The 21,852-nt window shown below is 39.0% G+C and carries 23 protein-coding genes; 7 read left to right on the top strand and 16 right to left on the bottom strand.

Annotation, left to right across the window (positions count from 1 at the left end; all coding sequences use genetic code 11):
- Positions 1 to 15: 15 nt before the first annotated feature.
- The 4 genes from ALPR1_RS03925 to bshC form a co-directional block, all read right to left on the bottom strand.
- Positions 16 to 3,213 (bottom strand): SusC/RagA family TonB-linked outer membrane protein, encoded by a 3,198-nt coding sequence (locus ALPR1_RS03925; RefSeq protein WP_008198566.1) that lies wholly within the window; start codon positions 3,211 to 3,213, stop codon positions 16 to 18.
- 577 nt (positions 3,214 to 3,790) lie between these two features.
- Positions 3,791 to 4,288, bottom strand: a complete 498-nt coding sequence (locus ALPR1_RS03920; protein WP_008198565.1) for a hypothetical protein — start codon at positions 4,286 to 4,288, stop codon at positions 3,791 to 3,793.
- Positions 4,289 to 4,319: 31 nt separating this feature from the next.
- Positions 4,320 to 4,892 (bottom strand): 5-formyltetrahydrofolate cyclo-ligase, encoded by a 573-nt coding sequence (locus ALPR1_RS03915; protein WP_008198564.1) that lies wholly within the window; start codon positions 4,890 to 4,892, stop codon positions 4,320 to 4,322.
- Entirely contained in the window at positions 4,889 to 6,448 is a 1,560-nt protein-coding gene (gene bshC / locus ALPR1_RS03910; RefSeq protein WP_008198563.1) for a bacillithiol biosynthesis cysteine-adding enzyme BshC, read from the bottom strand. Before bshC ends, ALPR1_RS03915 begins: the two co-directional genes overlap by 4 nt.
- Positions 6,449 to 6,650: 202 nt before the next feature.
- Between bshC and ALPR1_RS03905 the strand changes: the two genes are divergently transcribed.
- The 5 genes from ALPR1_RS03905 to ALPR1_RS03885 are packed head-to-tail and all read left to right on the top strand — an operon-like array spanning position 6,651 to position 10,087.
- On the top strand, positions 6,651 to 7,892 hold the full coding sequence (locus ALPR1_RS03905; RefSeq protein WP_008198562.1) for a M16 family metallopeptidase: 1,242 nt from the start codon (positions 6,651 to 6,653) through the stop codon (positions 7,890 to 7,892).
- Entirely contained in the window at positions 7,889 to 8,371 is a 483-nt protein-coding gene (gene ispF, locus ALPR1_RS03900; protein ID WP_008198561.1) for a 2-C-methyl-D-erythritol 2,4-cyclodiphosphate synthase, read from the top strand. The genes ALPR1_RS03905 and ispF overlap by 4 nt, the downstream gene beginning before the upstream one ends.
- Positions 8,368 to 9,051: a tRNA (5-methylaminomethyl-2-thiouridine)(34)-methyltransferase MnmD gene (gene mnmD / locus ALPR1_RS03895; RefSeq protein ID WP_008198560.1), complete on the top strand. Its 684-nt coding sequence runs from the start codon at positions 8,368 to 8,370 to the stop codon at positions 9,049 to 9,051. The genes ispF and mnmD overlap by 4 nt, the downstream gene beginning before the upstream one ends.
- 56 nt (positions 9,052 to 9,107) lie before the next feature.
- Entirely contained in the window at positions 9,108 to 9,620 is a 513-nt protein-coding gene (locus ALPR1_RS03890; RefSeq protein WP_008198558.1) for a hypothetical protein, read from the top strand.
- A complete protein-coding gene (locus ALPR1_RS03885) occupies positions 9,617 to 10,087 on the top strand; it encodes a hypothetical protein (protein ID WP_008198556.1) in 471 nt (156 codons plus the stop codon). The genes ALPR1_RS03890 and ALPR1_RS03885 overlap by 4 nt, the downstream gene beginning before the upstream one ends.
- Here ALPR1_RS03885 and ALPR1_RS03880 read toward each other — a convergent pair.
- The 6 genes from ALPR1_RS03880 to ALPR1_RS03855 form a co-directional block, all read right to left on the bottom strand.
- Positions 10,084 to 10,584: a hypothetical protein gene (locus ALPR1_RS03880; RefSeq protein WP_008198554.1), complete on the bottom strand. Its 501-nt coding sequence runs from the start codon at positions 10,582 to 10,584 to the stop codon at positions 10,084 to 10,086. The two genes, ALPR1_RS03885 and ALPR1_RS03880, sit on opposite strands and share 4 nt — an antisense overlap.
- Before the next feature lie 68 nt (positions 10,585 to 10,652).
- Positions 10,653 to 11,315: a phosphatidylserine decarboxylase family protein gene (locus ALPR1_RS03875; RefSeq protein WP_008198552.1), complete on the bottom strand. Its 663-nt coding sequence runs from the start codon at positions 11,313 to 11,315 to the stop codon at positions 10,653 to 10,655.
- A gap of 72 nt (positions 11,316 to 11,387) precedes the next feature.
- A complete protein-coding gene (locus tag ALPR1_RS03870; protein WP_008198551.1) occupies positions 11,388 to 12,665 on the bottom strand; it encodes a Glu/Leu/Phe/Val family dehydrogenase in 1,278 nt (425 codons plus the stop codon).
- 70 nt (positions 12,666 to 12,735) lie between these two features.
- Positions 12,736 to 13,575 (bottom strand): phosphatidate cytidylyltransferase, encoded by an 840-nt coding sequence (locus tag ALPR1_RS03865; RefSeq protein ID WP_008198550.1) that lies wholly within the window; start codon positions 13,573 to 13,575, stop codon positions 12,736 to 12,738.
- Complete coding sequence (locus ALPR1_RS03860) at positions 13,559 to 13,765, bottom strand: putative signal transducing protein (RefSeq protein WP_040302535.1); 207 nt, start codon at positions 13,763 to 13,765, stop codon at positions 13,559 to 13,561. The genes ALPR1_RS03865 and ALPR1_RS03860 overlap by 17 nt, the downstream gene beginning before the upstream one ends.
- A complete protein-coding gene (locus tag ALPR1_RS03855) occupies positions 13,740 to 14,693 on the bottom strand; it encodes a CPBP family intramembrane glutamic endopeptidase (RefSeq protein ID WP_008198549.1) in 954 nt (317 codons plus the stop codon). Before ALPR1_RS03855 ends, ALPR1_RS03860 begins: the two co-directional genes overlap by 26 nt.
- Positions 14,694 to 14,731: 38 nt before the next feature.
- Here ALPR1_RS03855 and dusB point away from each other — a divergent pair, with 38 nt between their 5' ends.
- Positions 14,732 to 15,721 carry a tRNA dihydrouridine synthase DusB gene (gene dusB / locus ALPR1_RS03850; protein ID WP_008198548.1) on the top strand — a complete coding sequence of 330 codons (990 nt, stop codon included), beginning with the start codon at positions 14,732 to 14,734 and terminating at the stop codon, positions 15,719 to 15,721.
- A 109-nt stretch (positions 15,722 to 15,830) separates the two neighbouring features.
- Positions 15,831 to 16,727, top strand: a complete 897-nt coding sequence (locus tag ALPR1_RS03845; protein ID WP_040302534.1) for a DMT family transporter — start codon at positions 15,831 to 15,833, stop codon at positions 16,725 to 16,727.
- Between the two features lies 1 nt (position 16,728).
- Here the strand turns inward: ALPR1_RS03845 and ALPR1_RS03840 are convergent, their stop codons facing one another.
- The 6 genes from ALPR1_RS03840 to ALPR1_RS03815 form a co-directional block, all read right to left on the bottom strand.
- Positions 16,729 to 17,628, bottom strand: a complete 900-nt coding sequence (locus tag ALPR1_RS03840; protein WP_008198546.1) for a M23 family metallopeptidase — start codon at positions 17,626 to 17,628, stop codon at positions 16,729 to 16,731.
- A 59-nt stretch (positions 17,629 to 17,687) separates the two neighbouring features.
- Complete coding sequence (locus tag ALPR1_RS03835) at positions 17,688 to 18,761, bottom strand: DUF3810 domain-containing protein (protein ID WP_008198545.1); 1,074 nt, start codon at positions 18,759 to 18,761, stop codon at positions 17,688 to 17,690.
- 13 nt (positions 18,762 to 18,774) lie between these two features.
- Positions 18,775 to 19,356, bottom strand: a complete 582-nt coding sequence (locus ALPR1_RS03830) for a NifU family protein (protein ID WP_008198544.1) — start codon at positions 19,354 to 19,356, stop codon at positions 18,775 to 18,777.
- Between the two features lie 80 nt (positions 19,357 to 19,436).
- Positions 19,437 to 20,171 carry a ThuA domain-containing protein gene (locus ALPR1_RS03825; protein WP_008198543.1) on the bottom strand — a complete coding sequence of 245 codons (735 nt, stop codon included), beginning with the start codon at positions 20,169 to 20,171 and terminating at the stop codon, positions 19,437 to 19,439.
- 38 nt (positions 20,172 to 20,209) lie between these two features.
- The gene (locus ALPR1_RS03820) at positions 20,210 to 20,980 is read right to left on the bottom strand and encodes a M15 family metallopeptidase (RefSeq protein ID WP_008198542.1); all 771 of its coding nucleotides are present in this window, start codon (positions 20,978 to 20,980) and stop codon (positions 20,210 to 20,212) included.
- Positions 20,980 to 21,735: an SDR family NAD(P)-dependent oxidoreductase gene (locus tag ALPR1_RS03815; RefSeq protein WP_008198541.1), complete on the bottom strand. Its 756-nt coding sequence runs from the start codon at positions 21,733 to 21,735 to the stop codon at positions 20,980 to 20,982. The genes ALPR1_RS03820 and ALPR1_RS03815 overlap by 1 nt, the downstream gene beginning before the upstream one ends.
- Between the last annotated feature and the right edge of the window lie 117 nt (positions 21,736 to 21,852).

Below are 21,852 nucleotides of genomic sequence, written 5' to 3'. Positions count from 1 at the left end.
GTATCAGTTTTGGGATTAGAATGCAAGAGTTACAGTTCCACCAAATCTTCTGGAGCTAGGACCAGTCACAAAGTCGAAACCTAAACCGTTACCAACACCAGTACCCAACACGTCCACATCGTAGTTCATGTTTGGAGGGAAATTCAAGGCTTTAAACCACAAGTTACTTCCGCTGACAGCGATTGAAGCTCTCTTGAAAGGAGTCTTAGCCATAAGGCTTGTAGGTAATTCATAACCTAAAGACACTTCACGAAGACGAATCATTGAACCATCAAACACGTTTGGCTCATCAGTTCTACCCTGGTAACCAGAGAAGAAATAGTCAGAAGCAGAAATTTGAATATCATTAGGAGTTCCATCTTCTTTCACACCTGGCATGATGAAGGACATTTCTCTATCAGCAACAGGATCTTTTGTTACACCCCTTGCAAGAGTTGCAGTTACAGTATTAGAGAAAACAGCTCCCTTATGTCTGTACTCAAGCATAGCATTCAATGTGAATCCTTTCCAAGAGAAGGTGTTAATCCATGAACCAGTCCAAGCTGGATTTGGGTCACCTAGGATCTTCAGATCTGGATCTGCTTGGTAAATACCATCAGAAAGTACAATTGGCTCACCTGACTGCTCGTCTCTAGCAAATCCAATACCTTTGATAATGTTGAATGGCTCACCTGGAATAGCAAAGTTACCTAGCGTGGTAAATCCAGCAACAACAACTTCTTCAAGTCCTTCACCTAATTCCACAGTAACTGATCTATACAAACTCCAGTTTACTGTTGAGTTCCAAGTGAAACCTGATGCAGTAGAAATTGGAGTTACATTTGCCTGAAATTCAATACCTCTAGTTCTGATCTTACCTACGTTGATTTCTGTTGATGTAAATCCTGTAGCAGGATCAATCGGAGCAGAAGTAATCAAGTCATTGGTATTTTTCTCAAACAAAGAAAGATCAAATCTCAACTTGTTGTTAAACATTACTGCTTCAACACCAAATTCTAATTCCTCAATTAACTCAGGCTTCAAGTTAGGGTTACCTAATCTGTTGTTTACTGAGTGAGTTTGAGTCAACTGACCATCTCTCAAGAATGCTTGAGAATCTTGATCCAAGATATTTCTTGTTCTATATGGACTTGGGAAACCTGCAGAAGTACCGTAACCTAATCTCAATTTCAAATCATTGATTGTAGTTGAGTTCCAGTTGAAAGCAGTACTAGGGATGAAAGAAACAGATGCTCCTGGATAAAGGATTCTTCTATTTTCTTTCTCCACTGTAGAAGTCCAGTCATTTCTACCTGATAGCGTGAAATAAAGGAAGTTGGAATAGTCAAACGTTAAGTTTGCATAAATACCCATTCTTCTTTGCTCACTAGTAAAGTTAAGACCACCGTTAGATGCACTAGTAAAGTTACTATGTCTAAATAATCCGAAAGCCAACTGACCTTGAGACTCTATACCGTCACGGACAAATGAATCGTATCTAGAGTTACCTCCAAGCAATGCACTCATTCCAAACTTTTCAGAGAATTCTTTTTTCCAGTTTAAAACCAAATCTTGGTTCCAGATGGTGTTGGTAATGTTTGCAGTGGTATACATACCTGACTGAATAGCTGCGCTACCAGATCCTGCTCCTTTATTATATAATTTCTCCTGCTTTTCTGTATAAGTATCTAAACCTAATCTATAAGTAATAGAGAAATTATCATTTACATCATAAATCAATGAAGTAGAGTTGAAGAATCTGTTTACATCAGATGTGTTTTTGTAGTATTTCGCCAACCAACGTGGGTTAACAATATCATTACCACCTCTATAGTAAACAGAACTGTTATCTACTGGATTCTCAAATGGAAGTCCCGCTAAATCCACAGATCTAGGAGTATACAATACGTGAGCAAACACTGAAGGAATACCTCCAGAAGGACCTGAACCATAAGCAGCATTCACTGGAGGAGACTCTAGGTCAGTAATTGCAAATGTGAAGGATGATCTTACAGATAACTTATCATTAATAGATGAGTTAACACCCAATCCGAAGTTATACTTAACCAACTCGTTACCTGGAGTAAATCCTTTGTCATCAGTATAACCGAAACTTGCATTAAATCCGGTTCTATCTGAACCACCTGAAATCTGAACGGAAGTGTTAGCCACTAATCCAGTTCTAAAGAAAGCAGTAGAAGGATCTTCATACGCTTTATAATCATACTGAACAGGTGTTCCACCTACTACGCCATCAACCCAAAACTCTGGGAAAGCCTCTCTTACAGAAGCTACTGAAGAAGAAGCATACGGGTGATTTACAGTGATACCAGCATCCAATCTCGGACCGAAGTTAGAGAAAAAGAATCCTGGAGCCTGCTGGAAACCATTACCATACTCATAACCGTAAGTTGGTAGGGAAGCAGCTTTGTTTGAGAAGAATGATTGGTTAATTGTTACTTCAGCAGCTTTTCTTTTAGAAGCTCCTGATTTGGTAGTGATCAAGATCACACCGTTTCTACCTTGGTCTCCATAAAGAACCGTTGCAGAAAGACCTTTCAAAACAGACATACTCTCAATGTTGTTTGGATCAATATCCAAGAATCGAGAAGAAGTGGTAGCACCACCTGTTGTAAATCCGTTTGTGTTGTTTGTACTAGTGTTAAAAGGAACCCCATCAACCACGAACAAAGGTTGGTTAGAACCTGTCGCTGAAGAGTAACCTCTAATCACCATGTTTGTACCAGAACCTGACATACCATTGGTAGAGGTAATGTTCACACCCGGCACTTTTCCTTGCAATACGCGGGCAACGTCTTGCTCTGGACGATTCTCAAGTTGCTCGTCACCTACTGTGGTAACTGCGTAACCCAAGGCTTTTTTCTCCCTTTCGATACCGATCGCTGTTACTACAACTTCATTAAGTTGTGCAGCATCTGTAGTAAGGGTGACATTGATAATGGACCGATCGCCAATCACTTCTTCCTGGGATTTTAACCCCACAAAAGAGTAGATCAACACATCGGAACCTGCTGGTACGTTAATGGAGTAATTACCATCCAAATCGGTGGTAGTACCCACTGTCGTACCCTTGACGAGGACAGTTGCACCTGGCAAACCTAGTCCGTCTTCCTCGGAAATTACCGTACCGGTAATTACCCGTTGTTGCGCCGACACCTCATAACTGAGGGCCATGGTGAAAAGCGCAACAACAAAGAGTAAAGCTTTTCTCATAAGGTATTTAGTTTAGTTGATAAGCGTAAAGAAAAATTATTTGCCCCTAATTTCAAAATAGCAGCAAAAGAGAACAAAACACCTTATTATTATAATTTTAACTTTTAAAAATACAATAAATAATTTCTATCATGTATAAATGATACTTTATTGTATTTAAACCATATTTATACGTAAAATACTCAATCAGCGGTTGAAAATTTGTTTTAACGGCGGGAAACAGTAATAATTTGGTGGCCTACCGTATTATTAACAAATTTTAACTGAAATACAGGGAATTATTATGTTTTACAAAACAATATTTCGTGTTTCGATCTAATTTTTAACAATGAAAAAAAAATTTTCAATCGGAAAAAAAATTAAAAGGAAATTTACAAGGTTATTTTCACCCTAAATCAAAACTATTTAAAGTTTATGCAGTTTATTCGGAATATTGTTTTGATCTAAATCAAACACACCAATTAAAAGTGTAAAAAATCACTTTTTTTTCTTCTAGTGGGTTAAAAAATTCATCATTTGACCCGATTTTTTGTCAAAAATTTAAAAACCGGTTAAAAAATCTTGTAATTCCACAAAATTAAAAGGCAAATCTTAAAGTAAAGGCTGCCTCATCCCACCACAAATTGGTAAAATCTTGGAAATTATAGGAAGGCTTCCAATCAAAGCTGATAAACCAGTTAGACCGGTTTAAATTATAGTCCAAACCCACAATTGCATCCACCCCAAAAGCCGCATAATCCTGAGTTGCTTTATAAACCCATGGCGGTTCGCTCTTGCCCATTTTCCAAACGCCATAATGTCCTCCGGCTCCCACATACCATTCTAAACCTTCAAATTCTCTGATGTCCATATGGCGCTCATATAAGAGATTTCCTACCCAACCCTTCCACCGGGTGTAAACCATTAATTCTACTGCATCCCGATCTGTTACAAAACGCTTAACAGAACCTCCAACACTGGTTCCTCCACGAATTCCAATTGATGTATTATAAGCTTTAAACTGAGCTTGTGCAGAGCCGCTAAAACAAAAGAATGCAGCAATCAAAAAACCTGCACACAAATAGAACTTCTTCATAGATTAAGGTAGACTTGAAAATAGATAATACTCAAAAAGTAAGTACTTTTTCAGGAGTAATACAATAACTCAATGGGATATCGTGATTTTCACTTGTTATTTGAGCCACTGGAGGGAATAAACTTAAACCAACTTTTAAAATATCATTTGATAATTTCGATAAAAACATATCATAGTAACCTTTACCAAACCCTATTCTGTTTCCCTTTTGATCGACGACCAATAAAGGGATTAAAATCACCTGAATCTTTTCAGGAGAAACAAAAACAGGATTTTTAGGTACAGGAATTCCCCAAGTGTCTAATTGGTAATCAGTCTCCCTATTTATTTCAACTGTTTTCATTTCATCAGTATCCGGAACCACTAATGAAGTATAAAGGGTTTTACCCTTCTCCAATAAAAATTCTAGAATCGGGATTGTATTTACTTCCTTTTGCCGCGCAATTGGTAAAAAAATATGAACATGCTGAAATTTTGGAAACATTGAAATCCAAGTCTCGAAATGTTTTTTAATTGCGAGGGATTTCCTTTCTAACTCTTCAGCAGATAAGGATTTTCTCCTGATTTTGTATTCTTTTCTAAGCTGTTCTTTTTCGCTTATCATAAATCCAGCACCATCATCCGGAAATCAAGGGGATCAAAACAATCTAAAAGCTCATCCAATAAATCGGGCTGAGCCAAATAAAACTGCATCATATTTACAACCCTCTCTTGAGGTGCTCCTCCTGGCTTAATAAACTCCTGAATAGCCAATGCTCTTTCTATCTGCACATTCAAATTGCGTTCTTCCGCTTTGCGAAGCTTCACACTCATTTGATCCAAAATCTTCAAAGCTCTTACTTTCCCAGCTTCAAATGCACCTCCAAGACTCTTATCAAGGGACGCAGCTTCCTTCCCTTTTTGATTAAAGAGACTGGAAAGCTCTTTCCTTTCCTTGTTCAATTCAATATCAAAATTGGATTCTTCCTTCACAAACTCTTTTTTCCAGCTAGCAAAATCCTGAAAAATAGCTTCATCATTCCATCCCAGCTGTTGGATTTTCTTTCGAATCTGAGCAGATATCAATAAAGCGAAATTCCTGGGTAGCACTATAGGAAATGGTACTTTGAATTGGTCAAAAACTCCTTTTAACTGTAGCCAATAAACCACCTCCGCAGGACCTCCTAAATAGGCCAGGTTAGGTAATATCATCTCTTGGTATAAAGGTCTTAAAACCACATTGGGACTAAACCTCTCAGGATTATCCTCGATCTGCTTCTGAAGCTCCTCTTTGGAGAACTTCAATTCCGTATTCAAGACAACATATTCCTCTCCATGTTTTTCAATCCTCTCTCTCAATCCCTTATCTAAATAGAAAAAATTAATATCTCTTGGGAAAATCTGTCCTTTATAACCCAAGCTCTCTAAACCTTCCGTGGCTTCTTGTGCACGTGCATGAGCTGAATGGTCAAAAATATCAGCATGCATTACTTCCTTTAATTCTGTTTTCAATATAGGATCATGCCCATCTAGGATGATTAGCCCTTGTGCTCCAAAAAGTTGATTAACATATTTCCTTACTGCTTCCGCCAATGTTTTAGAACTCCCATAAGCTTCTTTGAAAACATCTGCTGCAAAGGGAACAGTCTTAGAAAACTCTTTAAAACTTTGATCCAGAATAAAATCTCCTACCGCACCGCTTTGATCCGTATTCCATTGATATTTCTGCCCATCCAATTTGAAATAATTGATCTCATCAAAATCATGGTCTTCTGAAGCCATCCAATACACAGGGACAAATTTGTTTTCAGGATAAGCGGCTTCTAACTTTTTGGCCAAATTGATAGTCGATACTATCTTATATATAAAATAAAGCGGCCCTGTGTAAAGATTGAGTTGATGCCCGGTCGTTACCGTAAACGTATTTTCGGAACTCAAGGCATTGATATTTGCTGTTACAGCTTCTTGAACATCTATTCCTTCGTATTGCCCTCGCAGAGCTTCAACCAATGATTTGCGTTTATCTTTTGAAAATTCTTTGGCTTTGATCGCCTTACTAAAGCTTTCCAACTCGGGCCTATGTGCGTAAAATGCTTTTAATTCTTCTTTACCTTCGAGATAGTCTAGGAAAAAATCTGAAAATTGGCCTGTATTTTCTAACGCTACGCAGTGTTTATCCATGGTTGGGTGGGGTGATATATATTTTGGGAAGCTAACTTACTGACTTAATCCAAAGTTCGGTTTTTTTTACAAAAAAATTCAAAAGCTTCCATCAAGGGTATTTTCTTAAGTATTTGAGCTTTATTTTAACAATTCCAACGGACTTGTACTAAATCAGTTTCACCCAAAACAAGGAAAAGCTTAGCTTTGCCTTCCAAATAGCATGTTATCCTACCAGAAATTTTACTTACAGAATGGGCTTGAAGTGATCGTCCATGAGGATCCGAGCAGCAAAATAGCTGTTTTCAACCTATTATATAAAGTGGGTTCCAGAAATGAAAAAGAAGGAAAAACCGGCTTAGCTCACTTTTTTGAACACCTCATGTTTGGAAGCTCCAAGAATGTCCCTGTTTTTGACAGAGAACTTGAGCGAGTTGGAGGCTCTTGCAATGCCTTTACCAGTCCAGACATCACAAATTATTACATCACTCTTCCTGCTTCAAATTTAGAAACAGCCTTCTGGCTGGAGTCAGACCGTATGCTACAATTGACTCTTAGCAACAAGACCATCGAAACTCAGCGAAAAGTGGTCATGGAAGAATACAAACAACGGTATTTAAACCAGCCTTATGGTGATGTCTTTCACCACTTAAGAGATATAGCTTACGAAGTGCATCCCTATCGCTGGCCAACCATAGGTCAGAACTTGCAGGATATTGAAGGGTTTACAAGAGAGGATGTTTTGGACTTTTATGAAAATAATTACAGTCCAGACAATGCTATTTTGGTAGTAGGTGGAAATGTTACTCTTAGCCAGGTGGAAAACCTTGCTAAAAAATGGTTTTCAAACATTCCTCCCAGTAAAACCAAAGCAAATGGAATCCCCCAGGAGCCAGAGCAAAAAGAGAAGCGCGAAAAAACAATAGAGGCAAAAGTTCCAACGGATGCGCTTTACAAAGCTTTCAAAATGTCTGGTAAAACTGATAAAGGTTATGTCGCAGCAGATTTAATTTCTGACTTAATGGGTTTTGGGAAATCATCGATTCTTGAACAAAATTTGGTGAAGAAAGGAAAAATTTTCGCTTCAGTAGGCGCCTACGTCTTGGGCTCATTAGACCCTGGACTTTTAATATTCTCTGGTAAAATGGAGTCTGGCGTTTCTTCCAAGGAAGCCGAGGCGGCATTGGATGCTGAGATCTCAAAATTTCTTCAACAAGAACTTCCTGAACACGCGCTCCAAAAGATCAAAAATCAAGGGCTCGCTATGAAGTCCTATGAGTCAATCCAGTTGCTAAATAGGGTATTCAACCTGGCCTTCTACGCTAGCTTGGGAAGCCCCGAACTCTATATTGAAGAATTCAACAACAAATCAAACATTAAAGCTGAGGAGCTTTCTACTTGGGCAAATGAAATTCTTCAGGCAGAAAAATCCTCCGTTTTACATTATCAATCCATTACCGTATGAACCCATTTAGAATAGGATTTGGTTACGATGTTCACCAACTCAAAACAGGAGAAGAGTTCTGGCTTGGTGGTATCAAACTAGAACACGAAAAAGGAGCTGTAGGACATTCCGATGCAGATGTACTCATTCACGTGATTTGCGATGCTATTTTAGGTGCTGCAAATATGCGCGACATAGGCTATCACTTTTCCGATAAAGACCCAAAGTTTAAAGGAATAGACAGTAAAATTCTCCTTAAAGAAGTAATGGAGTTAATCCGTGCAGAAGGCTATGAAATTGGTAATCTGGATACCACTATTTGTCTTCAAGTACCTAAGGTAAACCCACATATTCCAGGTATGAAAAAATGTTTGGCTGGGGTCATGAATCTTGCCGAGCATGACATTTCTATTAAGGCCACGACGACCGAATGGCTGGGATTTGTAGGAAGAGAGGAAGGCATCTCAGCATATTGCGTAGCTTTAATCTATAAAGTATGAAGGAACAATTAAAAATCATCACCACAGAAGATGGCTCTCATTCACTCTACCATGAAGGGTTGAAAGAGACTTACCATAGTTTTCATGGTGCTTTTAAAGAGTCCATCCATGTATTTATGCTTTATGGATTGGATTCATGGTTAATGAACAACCCTAAGAAAAAACCTATCAGGATTTTTGAGGTAGGTTTTGGAACAGGATTAAACGCTTGGTTAACTCTGGTTTGGGCAGAGCAAAATCAGATTCCTGTACTTTATCATAGCATTGAGCCCTTTCCACTTTCTGAGGAAATTTATTCTCAGTTAAACTACGGAGATATAGACGATGCCATTTTTCATTACAAACCCTATTTACAAAGGTTACATAAAATGGAATGGAATAAAGGCGAAGTAGTTTCAGAATATTTTAACATGAAAAAGGAAATTGCTACGCTAGAAGATGTGATACTTTATCCATCTGACGTGGTGTTTTTTGATGCTTTTGCTCCAAGCAAACAACCTGAATTATGGGCAAAACCGCTCCTGAGCAAGGTTTATGACGCAATGACACCCGGTGGATTATTCACTACCTATTGTGCACAAGGTCAACTTAAGCGGGATTTAAAAGATCTCGGATTTGAGGTAGAAACTCTTCCTGGACCTCCTGGAAAAAAAGAAATGACGAGAGGCTGGAAAAAATAATCTCGGATTTTGGAATAAGCTTTGGATTATGGTTTGGCACAACCAACCTTAATTTTATGAAAGCGATTTTATTTACCTGGCTATTATTACTCCCCCTACAAATTTTTGCTCAAGGTTCTATTGATCAATTGATGCAAGAACGTCTACATTTGATTCAAAATCTCCAAAGTGAAAAAACGCAGAAGGCAACTATATTTGGAGTCTCACTTGAAGGAAGACCTACTTCTGAATATCAGTTGGCGATGAGAATTCTTGAGAAGGACAATGCAATCATTCAAAAACTTCAGCTTCAAGACAGAATAGATCAATCGGCTGTAATTTCTGAGAATGAAAATTATAAAACCATTACACTTTCTCAAGAGCAAGATATCCAAAAACTTAAAAATGCACTGGCACAAAAAGGATACGAGGTGAGAGCAAGTCAACTGGAAAAAAGAAAGTTTGAATTGGCATCTTTGATTTTTTTCGTGGGAACCATGATTTTTGGTTGGCTTTTTGTCAAAGAAAGAGTGGCATTCGAAATGCCTAAAATCGTTAACTTCATCCCAATCCTCACAGAAAAGAAATGATTTTCGGACTCTTCCTTCTATTTCTCAATATACTTCCTCCACAGTTTTCGGAGGCTGGCCAAGCCAAGCTCGAAAAACTGGTTCAAGAGCGGGATGCCTTGACCGCGGAATGGAAGCGTTCTGAAACTGAAAAATCAGGCATTTTTGGGAATAGAACGAAAAAAGACATGATCAAAACCAATGAATGGCTGGAAAGAATTTTAGCCAAGGATAACCTGATCATGGATGAGCTTAGGATGATTGGCGATATAGAGACCACAGTAGCCACACAAACAGGAGACGATTATAAAGCGATCACCTTAAAACTCGAACAGGATGTTCAGTCGCTGAAAAGAGCACTTGCTGAACGGGACAAAAATATCGAGGACATGCTAAGCACTCGTAGGACCTTTGAATGGACCACTACAATTTTTTTCCTGACTACTTTAGGGCTGGGTTTTTGGATTTATAGAATGAAAAAATCTTAATTGACCCGAATATATTCACGTTCTGGGTATTGAGCATTCTCACAATAATCAGCGTTAGTTGAAGTACAAATATTTTGGAAAATCAACTTAGAATTACCCTCAACAAATGTAATATTCGCTGAAGGCCAACTGACAAAATCAATGACCCCAGCTTTCAAATCTTCCTTTTTTGTATAAAATTTTTCCTCTCGATAATCAATCCAGAAGGCCATATCCGGGGAATAATTAAAAGTCTTGCCATCCCAATCGTAGGTATCATCATAATAGAACCGATACCCTAAATCATTCCCTGTTTCAGTTTCTCTTACCGTAGTCCTGAACTGAAATTCAGAATCATTTTTAAATTCCAAGGTATTTACCACCCAAAAATCTACTGAATCCACATATTTACGTTCCTCCCATACTCCTGATAATTGGATAGGAAGATTATCCTCATCATTACAGGATAAAAAAGTTAAGGAAAGGAAAATCAGAAATAGAAAAGAAAGATATTTCATGGTTATAGCTCAGTTAAGTCATAGACAAAACGAATAGCTTAAACCGAACGCTACAACTCAACTAACTTTTAACTTTTCAATCTTGCAATAGGGGTTCTGGCTCCTTTGGTTTTTTGCTCTAAGTCTACTAATATCTCAGCATCCAAAGGGAGAAATAAATCTACTCTGGATCCGAATTTTATAAAACCAAACTCTCCTCCTTGATCTAACTCAGAACCTTCCTTCACATACCATTTGATTCTTCTCGCTACAGCACCAGCAATCTGTCTAACCAAGATTTTGGTTCCTTGTTCGTTTCTCAAGACCATGGTCGTACGTTCATTTTCGGTACTTGACTTTGGGTGCCATGCAACAAGGTATTTCCCAGGGTGATATTGAAAAAAATCAACCACTCCTTTGATCGGAGAACGATTGATATGAACGTTGATCGGAGACATAAAAATGGAAACTTGAATTCTCTTTTCTTTTAAGTATTCATCCTCAAAGGCTTCTTCAATCACTACTACTTTCCCATCCGCAGGAGCAAAGACCACTCCATCTTCGTTGGGTAAAGGAAACACAGGGTTTCTAAAAAACTGAAGTACCAAAAGGTAGATAATGATACTCCCTAGCATGGATATATTTAATAATAAAGATTGCTCAGGGAGAAAATAGTAAAGCAGGTAATTCAATGCCACGAGGATGATCATCATCCAAAACAGCAAAACTCTTCCTTCTCTGTGTATTGTCATATCGGGTCAAATAAAAGGCGTGGATATCGATCCACGCCTCAAAGATACGTTATTCTATCGATTGATTAAATATTAGAAACCTCCACGATAGGTATAAGTTTTCGCAACTTTATCAATTGCGACGATATAAGCTGCAATTCTCATGGGAACATCATACTTCTGAGAAGCCTGATACACATGATCGAAAGCATCTTTCATGATACGGTCTGATCTTCTATTGACACGGTCCGCAGTCCATTTATAACCTAAACGGTTTTGGACCCACTCAAAGTAAGAAACCGTAACTCCACCAGCGTTGGCCAAAATATCCGGCACAGCCATAATTCCTTTTTCATTGATTATCGCATCCGCCTTGGCAGAAGTAGGTCCATTGGCCCCTTCCACAATTAGCTTTGCCTTGATCTTATCTACATTATGAATGGTAATCACATCTTCTACCGCTGCTGGGACAAGTACATCTACTTCCAAAAGCAGTAGTTCTGATGGATCTGATAATTTTTCAGCTCCCTTAAAACCTTCCAAGGTGCCATTATTATTATCTCTATAAGCGACAGCCTCTTGAATATTGATTCCATTGCTATTGTAATAAGCACCAGAAATATCAGAAACCGAAACAATTTTAAGCCCACGTTCTTCTAAAAGCATTGCAGCCCAAGAGCCCACATTACCAAAACCCTGAACTGCGCAGGTTGCCTGGAAAGGATTGATTTTTAATTTTTGCATTGCTGCCAAAGCAGAAACCATCACCCCACGACCCGTCGCTTCTGTTCTTCCTAACGATCCTCCTAAAACCAAAGGCTTTCCGGTTACTACTGCATTGACCGTCATTCCCTGCGCTTTGGAATACTCATCCATCAGCCAAGCCATTTCTCTTGGTCCTGTCCCCATATCCGGAGCAGGAATATCTTTATCCGGACCGAATACATCAATCATTGCCAAGGTATAAGCACGTACTAAACGCTCTATCTCACCTTTGGACATTTGTCTTGGGTTACATCGAACCCCTCCTTTTCCTCCGCCATAAGGGATATCCACTACAGCACATTTCCATGTCATCCATGCGGCAAGGGCTTTCACCTCGTCCAAATGAACATCCGGAGCAAAACGAATTCCTCCTTTGGCAGGTCCAAGAATGTTTGAATGAATTACTCTGATCCCCTCGAAAACCTGAATCTTACCATTATCCATGGTAATCGGCAAGGAAACGATCACTTGTTTTGCGGGATTTTTTAAGACGCTATACACTTCATCTGAAAGACCAAGCTTCTCTGCGGCAATGTTAAATCTCTCCATCATTGACTCCAGCGGATTTTCTTTATCCACTATAGGAGCCGGTTCGATATAAGCCATATTGGGTTTTTATTTAGAATATCAAATTCGACGCAAAATTACGTAGATTTTCAGGATACGAAGGCAGGAATCAGAATATTTTCAAGAAAGCAGTAATAAATGGAGCAGAAAGCAACAAACCATCAAATCTATCCATAAAACCTCCATGTCCAGGAAGGATTTGTCCGCTATCCTTAATCTCGATAGATCGCTTAAATAAAGACTCTATCAAATCTCCATAAGTCCCTGCAATAATGATAATCCCAGCTATCACCAGCCACTTCCAATCTTCAATCACGTGAAAGTATCGGGTCAGTACAAATGCAACCGCAATCGCTGAAAAAGCCCCACCTAAAAATCCTTCCCAAGACTTCTTAGGTGACACTCGTTCAAACAACTTGGTTTTACCAAATTTTGTTCCGGCAAAATAGGCCCCAGTATCGCATGCCCACAGGATTAATAGACAGCCAATCAATATTTCATAATGGTAAATATCACCCACAGAAAACACTGCTAGGTTTAATAATGAAAAAGGCACCGCTACATAAAAAATACCCAAAAAGGTATAAGCAACACCGGTAAATGGTTTTTTATCCGTCTTTCGATATAGCTTGATAAAGAAAGTCAAAGAAGCCAAAGGAAACATCAGGAAAAGATATTCCTGCCTAAACTGCTCTTTTTCTATCAAGAAGGTCAAAGTAAAAATCAATAAACCCAGGAACGTTCCGAAACTTTTCAAAGGCAGCATTCCATCCAAACCTGAAAGTTTATAAAACTCCATTTGAGAGAATCCCAGAATGACAGCAAAAACTAAAAAGTAGGTCCAATCTGAATAAATACAACCAAGAACTACTACTAAAGCACCAATAAATGCGGTGATGGCTCTTTGTCCAAGGTTACTGTAATTATTGATGTTAAAACGAGATCTCATTTTGGATAATATTGGTGGCTAGCAGTAAATCTTCTCTCTGTACCAACACCTCATAGGTCCCAAACACATGATAGACCGTTTCTTTCTTATTTAAAACCACTGCATTAATTTGATTTTCTTCTAATACTCCCTTCACAATTTCTGCTCTAATCTGCACGTCACTTTCAAATACTTTGATCCAGTTTTCCATCTTTGGGAATTTTCATTTTCTTAAGGTAATAGATTCCTGCAACAAGAACCAATAAGCCAAGTAATGAAGCAACATATGAAACCTCATCCGTAGACTCCAGATCAAAATCTATCATCCCTTGCTTAGCCATATATACCATGATCACGGTAAAGGTATTATTAAAAATATGACCCAGAATTGGATATAGGAGACTACCGCTGTACAAATACATATACCCAAATATTGCTCCTAAAAATACTCGTGGCAAAAAGCCAAAGAACTGGAAGTGAATAGAGGAAAATATAATGGCCGTAACCCAAATCCCTAAATGCCCAGACTTAAAGTATTGATGCATTTTGGGCTGAAGTAATCCTCTAAAAAACATTTCTTCTCCTATTCCTGCCAATATCCCTATCACAAAAATACCTGCTATTAACTCAGGAATAGTCTGGAAGTCTGTCAGGTATTTCGTCAACTCCATCATTTGATCTTCCATGGATCGCATCCAGTTTTCCACTTCTGACATAAATTCCGGTAAAGCCAGATTGGAATTAAAAAAAATCAGGAGTGAATTGAAAAGCATGCCACCAGTTGTAGCAATCAATACTACCGCCAAGGCTTTCCATTGAAACCTTGAGATTTGAACATCCCAATGAAGGTTTGCTTTTTCAATAAAATTAGTAATGATCCAAGCAGCAAGCCAGAATCCTAAGCCAGATCCTAATCCTTGGACAAATAACATGGCCATTCTTCCATTTGGCACATCCAAATCCCCGTTAAATAGGCCCAAAAGCTGTTCAACAGGGATATTAAATAGAATCGGCACTAAAGCCAATGCTATTCCCTGAAGCAGTATTAATACTCCAAATGCTACTAAAACAATGACTATCAGGGATAAAAGCCAGCTTTTTCGTTGAGCTATTTCAGAGTGGGTTTCGTAAATCTCCATATTTGAGGTAAATTTACGCGCAAATTTATAATACAGAAGTGGTAAAGATAGGAAAGTTGGATTTAGGGGAATTTCCCTTGTTGCTGGCACCCATGGAAGATGTGAGTGATCCGCCCTTTAGAGCGGTGTGCAAACAAAATGGGGCAGACCTGATGTACACAGAATTTATCAGCTCCGAAGGGCTGATTCGTGATGCGGCTAAAAGTGTCCAAAAACTGGATATATACGATTACGAAAAACCCATTGGGATACAGATTTTCGGGAATGACATTGAATCTATGCGAGAGGCAGCTGCTATTGCTGCGGAGGCTGGCCCAGACATTTTGGATATTAATTATGGATGTCCGGTAAACAAGGTGGCTTGTAAAGGTGCTGGTGCAGGTATCTTACTTGACATAGATAAAATGGTATCCATGACTGCTGAGATAGTAAAAGCAGTAGACATCCCCGTCACGGTCAAAACTAGGTTGGGTTGGGATAACGATACCATTCGTATCGTAGAAGTGGCAGAGAGGCTCCAAGACGTAGGGATACAAGCAATCAGCATCCACGCACGTACTCGTAAGCAGATGTACAAAGGGGAAGCCGATTGGTCTTACTTAAATTTAGTAAAAGAAAACCCCAGACTTCATATCCCAGTCTTCGGAAACGGAGATATTGACTCGCCCGAAAAAGCCTTAGAATACAAAACCAAATACAATGTGGACGGGATGATGATTGGAAGAGCTTCCATTGGGTACCCTTGGATTTTCAACGAGATCAAACATTTCCTGGCAACTGGCGAAAAATTAGAAGCTCCTTCCATAGAAGAAAGAATAGCGGTTGCAAAGCAGCACTTAGACTTCTCGGTAGAGTGGAAAGGAGAAAAGCAGGGAATACTGGAAATGAGAAGACATTACACGAATTATTTCCGTGGAATGCCCAATTTCAAGCCGATTAGGACTGAAATGGTCACTGCCGATAGTTATCAGCATGTCTGCAGCTTACTCGATCAAGTAGCAGACATATATGCCGACCATGTTTTTTAATAAATAAAATTGAAAGGCTCCTTAAAAATACTTTAGGAGCCTTTATTTTAGCGCCATATTTCAGATCCTTTAGTTCCTTTGTATTGACTCTACCCTAGCCAATAAATTCATGTCAAAAATCACAAACGACGACTCTCTCAAAAATTGGGGAATGCTGATTTTATTGGCTTTGGTTTGGGGAAGTTCATTTATTTTGATCAAAAGAGGTCTTGAAGTTTTCACACCAGGAGAAGTAGGTGCTTATCGCATTGTCGCTGCAGCCTCATTCCTTTTACCTCTTTCACTTCCAAGATTTAAAAACCTGAATAAACATCAGCTCTTTTATCTGGTGATTGTGGGATTGGTCGGAAGCTTTATCCCGGCTTTCCTCTTTGCCAAAGCCCAAACTCAGCTGAGCAGTTCTTTGACGGGTGTACTGAATGCTTTGACTCCCTTAGCAGTAGTGGTGATTGGAGCCTTGTTTTTCGGTTCAAAAATTACCAAAAGAAATGGCTTGGGTCTGGCTATAGCTTTCATTGGAGTTTTTATTCTAGTAATAGTAAAAGAAGGAGCTGGACTAACCTCTTTTGCAGGAATCAATACCTATGCACTCTTTGTCATCCTTGCCTGTATTTGCTATGGCTTCAACCTTAACATCATCAAATTCAAATTTGAATTACTGAAGCCTATCGAGATCACAGCCATTTCATTACTACTGGTATTACCTGTTGCGCTATTTTATTTGATTTTAGGAACAGATTTTTCTTATAAAGTAGCCAATGTCCCCGGTGCTTGGAAAGCTTTGGGCTATGTGACCTTGCTTGGAGTATTGGGAACAGCCTTGGCATTGATCCTTTTTAACATGATGGTCAAAAGAGTTACCCCGGTTTTTGCCAGTTCCGTGACCTATTTGATACCTATTGTAGCAATTATTTGGGGAGTTTTGGATGGTGAGGTATTGCTTTTTGGCCATTACATCGGTATCGCAGCCGTCATTCTAGGAGTTTGGTATGGAAATAGAAAATAACTTAAAGCTTACCTGATTTATACTTTTTGACTTCTCTTTTACTCATTTCAGCAGTAACCAGCTCATCTGGGTGAACCGCCATTACACTCAAAGGCTCCTCGATAAACATAGCTCCATCTTCAGTAATAAATTTAACAGGGAACTGCTCGTATTTCAATTTATCGTCCTCTTCCTTTTTGGGTTTTATATTCACCATTCTTACATGAGAACCAGAATTGTAATTCTCGCCCGCAGAAGAAGCAATGACCTGACCAGGCAGCACCAACTCTCCCAATTCTACTTTCTGGCTACCAGATTTAAGCACCATAATTTTGGTAATGCTTCCATCCTGATGATAGATTTCAATGTAATTTTCATCTCTTCGGAAGTCTAAATTATCCTTTTCATCCGGCTCACTCATATGGATGCCGGCAATAATCCCCTTTCGGGGCGCAACAATCTCTGTAGGCTCTTTAAGTCTAAATGAAACCCCAACATAATCATCATTCATTTCTTTTGGCTGCAATCGGTTCTCTAAATGAGTCATATTTTGAGCTAAGACGATTGTCCCTTCCTGAACTGGCAGAAAATAAACAGGTTCGGTCTTCGTCTTACCATATAAATTACCTCTTATATAACTTACTTTATACTGGTAGTTCGTTGAGATATTCTGTTGACGGGGCTTCAGAGTTGTTGCTCTGGACCTTCCAGGCATCGCTACTACGGTTACCACATCCCCTCCTGAGGTGTTCAGGTTTTGTAAGCTTGAAAAGTGAAACATGACGGTATAAGGAATCACATCAGTGTTTACGGTAAAAAAATTAATGTTTCCGTCTTTGTCTCGCTCTGATTCTGTAGATATCTGAGAAAATAACTGAAACGAAATAAGAAATACTGAAATAGAAAGAATTGATTTTAGCATGGAGTTGATTGGTGGGATTTTATCCTAAAAATACTTTTAGTAAACTAAAAAACAAGAATTCATTCTCCATTCATTCTTTTTCTCCAAGCATAGGCTAGCATAGGCATTTGTTGATAGCTGTTCACCCCAGCTTTTACGCCTTGAGATTTGAGGAAGATGTCATTGGACTTACGGCTGAGCTCGTAGGAAAAAGGTTGAATAGCCTGACTTGCCTCACGAATTGAAATCAAGTCATTTTTGACTCCAACTCCTAAGTCTTTTAAAAATACTTTATAGCTCTCTGCATCCATTCTATAATAATCCCTAATCTGGTACATCAGCAATCTCAATTGGGCTGAGTAACGTAATAGAGGATCTTCGCTATTTCCACAGATCACCCAAGCGATAAAGTTTGCCTCTCCTTCATTGGTCACTCCATAACTATGAGCCATTTCATGTGCCACAGTAAAAGGTTGCTCCAAAGGGTGCAAAGTAGGGTCAATGTAGCTCTCACCAGTATACGGAAAATAGATTCCCAAAATCCCCATTTTACGCATAAACCCAGGAGGCGGAAAAAGCTTGGTTCTAGGTCTACCAGTAAAATTCAACCCTAGCAAGTCCAAGTTTTCCTGCATGTCTTTTCTCACCAGCTTTTCGAGTTCTGGATAAGGCAAAATGCCCGTAATAGCTGCAGTATCTGTAGTGATTGCTGCTCTATATTGCTCGACAAGTCGTTTGGTAATATTAGCTTCTTCCTTAATTTGTTCCAGATTTAAAGGCTTGGGATTCAGTCCCAATTGCTGGAATATGGGGGTTCTCTGATAATTATATCCCCAAAGGATCAAAAAGAAAAAAATCAAAGCCCCCAGTCCATTTGCAAAAGCACGAAGAGTGTACAATGATTTCCTTTTCCATCCTTTTCTATTTCTGAGGCGATAAATATAAATCCCCAGCACGAGAAGGACACTGGCTATAAAAAAATAGACGCTGGGAAAAGGCAAGTATCCCAGCGTCTTATCTATTACATTCCGAATTACCGGAAAGAATTTTCTTGAATATATTTCATCAGTAGCATCAGGATTTAAGGCTGCCAAATATCGAATCCCCAAGGCAATAATGCCGAGAATCGCCCAAGACCAGTCTCTTTTCCCCATGAACTGATTTAAATTAAACTCCTTCTGCTTCTACTTCCTTCACTTCAGGAAGCATTCTTGTCAAAAGATTTTGAATACCGGCTTTTAGTGTAACTGTACTGGAAGGACATCCTGAGCAAGATCCTTGCAAAAGGACTTTTACCACTCCATCATGGAATGAATGGAATACAATTGCTCCGCCATCTTGCTCTACAGCAGGACGGATATATTCATCCAAAATTCCTTTGATCTTTTTTACGGTCTCGGAATCATTTTCATCAAATAAAGGATCCTTATCAAAATCTGCTTTTACCACAGCTTGACCTGACTCCAAATACTTTTTGATATGATCACGGAATATATTCTGAACCTCAGACCATTCTACATCTTCCTTTTTAGTAACAGTCACGAAATTTGAAGCCACAAAAACTCTATCTACTGCTGAGAAGTTGAACAACTCCAGAGCCAAAGGGCTATTTTCAGCACTTGCTGCATCCGGAAAATCAAAACTTACCCCTTCGTCTACCAACATGAAATTGGCAACAAATTTTAGTGAATTTGGATTTGGATTAGCCTCCATGTAGAGGTGAACTGATTTCGCTTGTGCTTTCAACATGGTATTCTCATTTTATTTGTTTAGAAAACCCAATCCAGTAGATTAAGTTCCAGTGTATACAAATTTCTTAAAGAAATCTGCTATTTCATAGGGTGCCCCGTAGCTGCATACCAAATGCCGCCATAAAGGTGCTTCAAGAAGACATCATCTTCCCATGCAGAATCCACGTGACCCAAAGCCGTATAAAATACTCTACCACCTTCGAACTCGTGGTACCAAGCCATAGGATGGTTATCACCATTTCCTTTGGCTACGTTGTAAGTACTTTCATCTGCTTTGATTAGCACATTTAGGTCAGGGTTGATGTCTTTGTATTCGTATAACTCATCTGTCCACATCCAGTTTTTTGGCAAATGCCAAGTAGCAGGATGATCTTGATCCACTACCTCTAAACGTAAGGTTTGTTGAGCTGGATGCGCAAGAAAATATGCCCCCATCATTTTATTGTACCAAGGCCAGTCGTATTCCGAATCAGCCGCTGCATGAACTCCTACGACACCTTTTCCGCTTTGAACAAACTTCTGAAGTGAAGCACGTGTAGTTTCATCAAATATGGTCCCTGTAGTACTGATTAGAATCAATACATCGTATTTCATTAGACTTTCCTCAGACAATACTCTAGGATCCTCTGAAGTGTATACGCTAAACACCTGTTTTTGACCCATTTTTTTCATTGCTGTCACAGCATTAGGAATGGATTGGTGTCTAAAGCCTGCTGTTTTGGTGAAAACAAGGGCTTTGAATTGTTGGGCTGGCGCAACTAGCGCAATGCTAAAGATTAGCCCCAGTGTGAAAATGGATCGTTTTAGGTTCATTGGTTTTTTAAATTTGAAATAGGTATTAAAAGTAATTATTATTCGATGATTTTAAATTGTTCAGCTGCTTGGGCTTTTGAATAGGCATTAAAATGCCACCATTCCGAGCCAATCCCCATAAAACCCGTCTGTGTCATCACATTTCTTAGGATTTCTCGATTGGCAATTTGAGTATCTGTCAAGGTTCCTTCGGCGAGCATTTGCTCTTCCCTATCCGGGTAGGCAGCAAAACCGAAGAAATCATACCCCGTGCCCATATCCAAAGGCTCTGAAATAGTAGTATCAAAAATCGTTAAATCCACAGCCACCCCATAATTATGCAAGCTCCCTATTTTGGGGTCTGCCACATATAATGGTTTGATGCTATCTGGTTTGTCTAAATTATCCCAAAGAATCTGCTGTACACTTCTTGGCCTTGCTCCATCATAAATCAATAAAGTATAATCAGGATATTCCTCCTGAAGCAATTTTTGAGCATTGGCTAATTGTTCAGCAACAATTGGCTGTAAATAAGCATGTATCAACTCCCCATAAACATCCTGACCGAAGAAATTATCTTCTGTAGAATATTTTAATTCCACTCTTACTCCCGGGATAACTTCCTCTACATTCACCAGGCCTTGTTCGATCATTTGACTTTCCAAAACTGGAATCTCTTCCGAAGATATTGTAGAAGATGACCCTAACTCCTCCGCAATTTTCCTTTCCAATTCAGATTCAATCGCACCTACTTCTTTTTGATTGCAACTCGCCACCAACAGTAAAGAAGCTGAGGCCAAAACGATACTAAATCTCTTAAAACTCTTCATTAATCTTTTTTTACAATTGTTGATGTTGCCTGAGCAGTAGGAAAAACTACCACATCTGCAATAACCACGTGGGGAGGTCTAGTAACAGAAAACTCAACAATGTCAGCGATGTCTTGAGCATGGAGTGGCTCAAATCCCTGATATACTGACTCAGACCTTTTTTCATCCCCTTTAAATCTCACTAAAGAAAATTCAGTTTCCACTAAGCCTGGGTGAATAGCCATTACTTTTATCCCATATGGGTTTAGGTCAATCCGCATCCCTTTGGTAATCGCGTCTACTGCATGCTTACTACCGCAATAAACATTCCCGTTTGGATACACTTCTTTACCTGCAATAGACCCAATATTAATGATTGTCCCGGAATTTCTTTCAGTCATTCCTGGAATGATTGCTTTTGAGACGTAAAGTAAACCCTTGACGTTGATATCCATCATGGCATCCCAATCATCCAAACTTCCCTTCTGGATTGGGTCCATTCCATGAGCATTTCCAGCATTGTTAATCAAAACATCTATTTCCTTCCAGTTCTCTGGCAAGGAACCTAAAATTTCAAGGACTTTTTCTCTTTCTCTAACATCAAAAACCAAGGGTAAATAATCTATACTTTTTGGCAATTCGGATCCCAAGTCAGTCAATCTTTCCGATCTCCGACCTGTAGCGATGATGTTGTAGCCTAGTTTGGCTAGGGTAATAGCACAAGCTTTTCCGATACCTGAGGTCGCACCAGTGACCAAAGCAATTTTATTTTTCATGCTGAAAGATAAAAAAATTATCAATGGGCAATCCTCAATGAGCAATAATCAATACCAAGAAGAATTTAGAAATTAATAGTTCCTGGTAATTTTGAACAAGCTAAGTAAAACGTGGAC

The organism is Algoriphagus machipongonensis (assembly GCF_000166275.1).
In the GTDB taxonomy this organism is placed as follows: Bacteria; Bacteroidota; Bacteroidia; order Cytophagales; family Cyclobacteriaceae; genus Algoriphagus; species Algoriphagus machipongonensis.
This window is presented reverse-complemented; position numbering and strand designations above follow the sequence as displayed.

Coding starts and splice junctions, on each gene's coding strand:
- ALPR1_RS03875 (WP_008198552.1), bottom strand. CDS start 11,315: ATGACAATACACAGAGAAGGAAGAGTTTTGCTGTTTTGGATGATGATC.
- ALPR1_RS03815 (WP_008198541.1), bottom strand. CDS start 21,735: ATGAAAAATAAAATTGCTTTGGTCACTGGTGCGACCTCAGGTATCGGA.
- ALPR1_RS03860 (WP_040302535.1), bottom strand. CDS start 13,765: ATGGAAAACTGGATCAAAGTATTTGAAAGTGACGTGCAGATTAGAGCA.
- ALPR1_RS03870 (WP_008198551.1), bottom strand. CDS start 12,665: ATGGCTTATATCGAACCGGCTCCTATAGTGGATAAAGAAAATCCGCTG.
- ispF (WP_008198561.1), top strand. CDS start 7,889: ATGAACCCATTTAGAATAGGATTTGGTTACGATGTTCACCAACTCAAA.
- bshC (WP_008198563.1), bottom strand. CDS start 6,448: ATGGATAAACACTGCGTAGCGTTAGAAAATACAGGCCAATTTTCAGAT.
- ALPR1_RS03920 (WP_008198565.1), bottom strand. CDS start 4,288: ATGAAGAAGTTCTATTTGTGTGCAGGTTTTTTGATTGCTGCATTCTTT.
- ALPR1_RS03830 (WP_008198544.1), bottom strand. CDS start 19,356: ATGTTGAAAGCACAAGCGAAATCAGTTCACCTCTACATGGAGGCTAAT.
- ALPR1_RS03835 (WP_008198545.1), bottom strand. CDS start 18,761: ATGGGGAAAAGAGACTGGTCTTGGGCGATTCTCGGCATTATTGCCTTG.
- ALPR1_RS03915 (WP_008198564.1), bottom strand. CDS start 4,892: ATGATAAGCGAAAAAGAACAGCTTAGAAAAGAATACAAAATCAGGAGA.
- ALPR1_RS03865 (WP_008198550.1), bottom strand. CDS start 13,575: ATGAGATCTCGTTTTAACATCAATAATTACAGTAACCTTGGACAAAGA.
- ALPR1_RS03890 (WP_008198558.1), top strand. CDS start 9,108: ATGAAAGCGATTTTATTTACCTGGCTATTATTACTCCCCCTACAAATT.
- ALPR1_RS03845 (WP_040302534.1), top strand. CDS start 15,831: ATGTCAAAAATCACAAACGACGACTCTCTCAAAAATTGGGGAATGCTG.
- ALPR1_RS03840 (WP_008198546.1), bottom strand. CDS start 17,628: ATGCTAAAATCAATTCTTTCTATTTCAGTATTTCTTATTTCGTTTCAG.
- ALPR1_RS03880 (WP_008198554.1), bottom strand. CDS start 10,584: ATGAAATATCTTTCTTTTCTATTTCTGATTTTCCTTTCCTTAACTTTT.
- ALPR1_RS03925 (WP_008198566.1), bottom strand. CDS start 3,213: ATGAGAAAAGCTTTACTCTTTGTTGTTGCGCTTTTCACCATGGCCCTC.
- ALPR1_RS03825 (WP_008198543.1), bottom strand. CDS start 20,171: ATGAACCTAAAACGATCCATTTTCACACTGGGGCTAATCTTTAGCATT.
- mnmD (WP_008198560.1), top strand. CDS start 8,368: ATGAAGGAACAATTAAAAATCATCACCACAGAAGATGGCTCTCATTCA.
- ALPR1_RS03855 (WP_008198549.1), bottom strand. CDS start 14,693: ATGGAGATTTACGAAACCCACTCTGAAATAGCTCAACGAAAAAGCTGG.
- ALPR1_RS03820 (WP_008198542.1), bottom strand. CDS start 20,980: ATGAAGAGTTTTAAGAGATTTAGTATCGTTTTGGCCTCAGCTTCTTTA.
- ALPR1_RS03885 (WP_008198556.1), top strand. CDS start 9,617: ATGATTTTCGGACTCTTCCTTCTATTTCTCAATATACTTCCTCCACAG.
- ALPR1_RS03905 (WP_008198562.1), top strand. CDS start 6,651: ATGTTATCCTACCAGAAATTTTACTTACAGAATGGGCTTGAAGTGATC.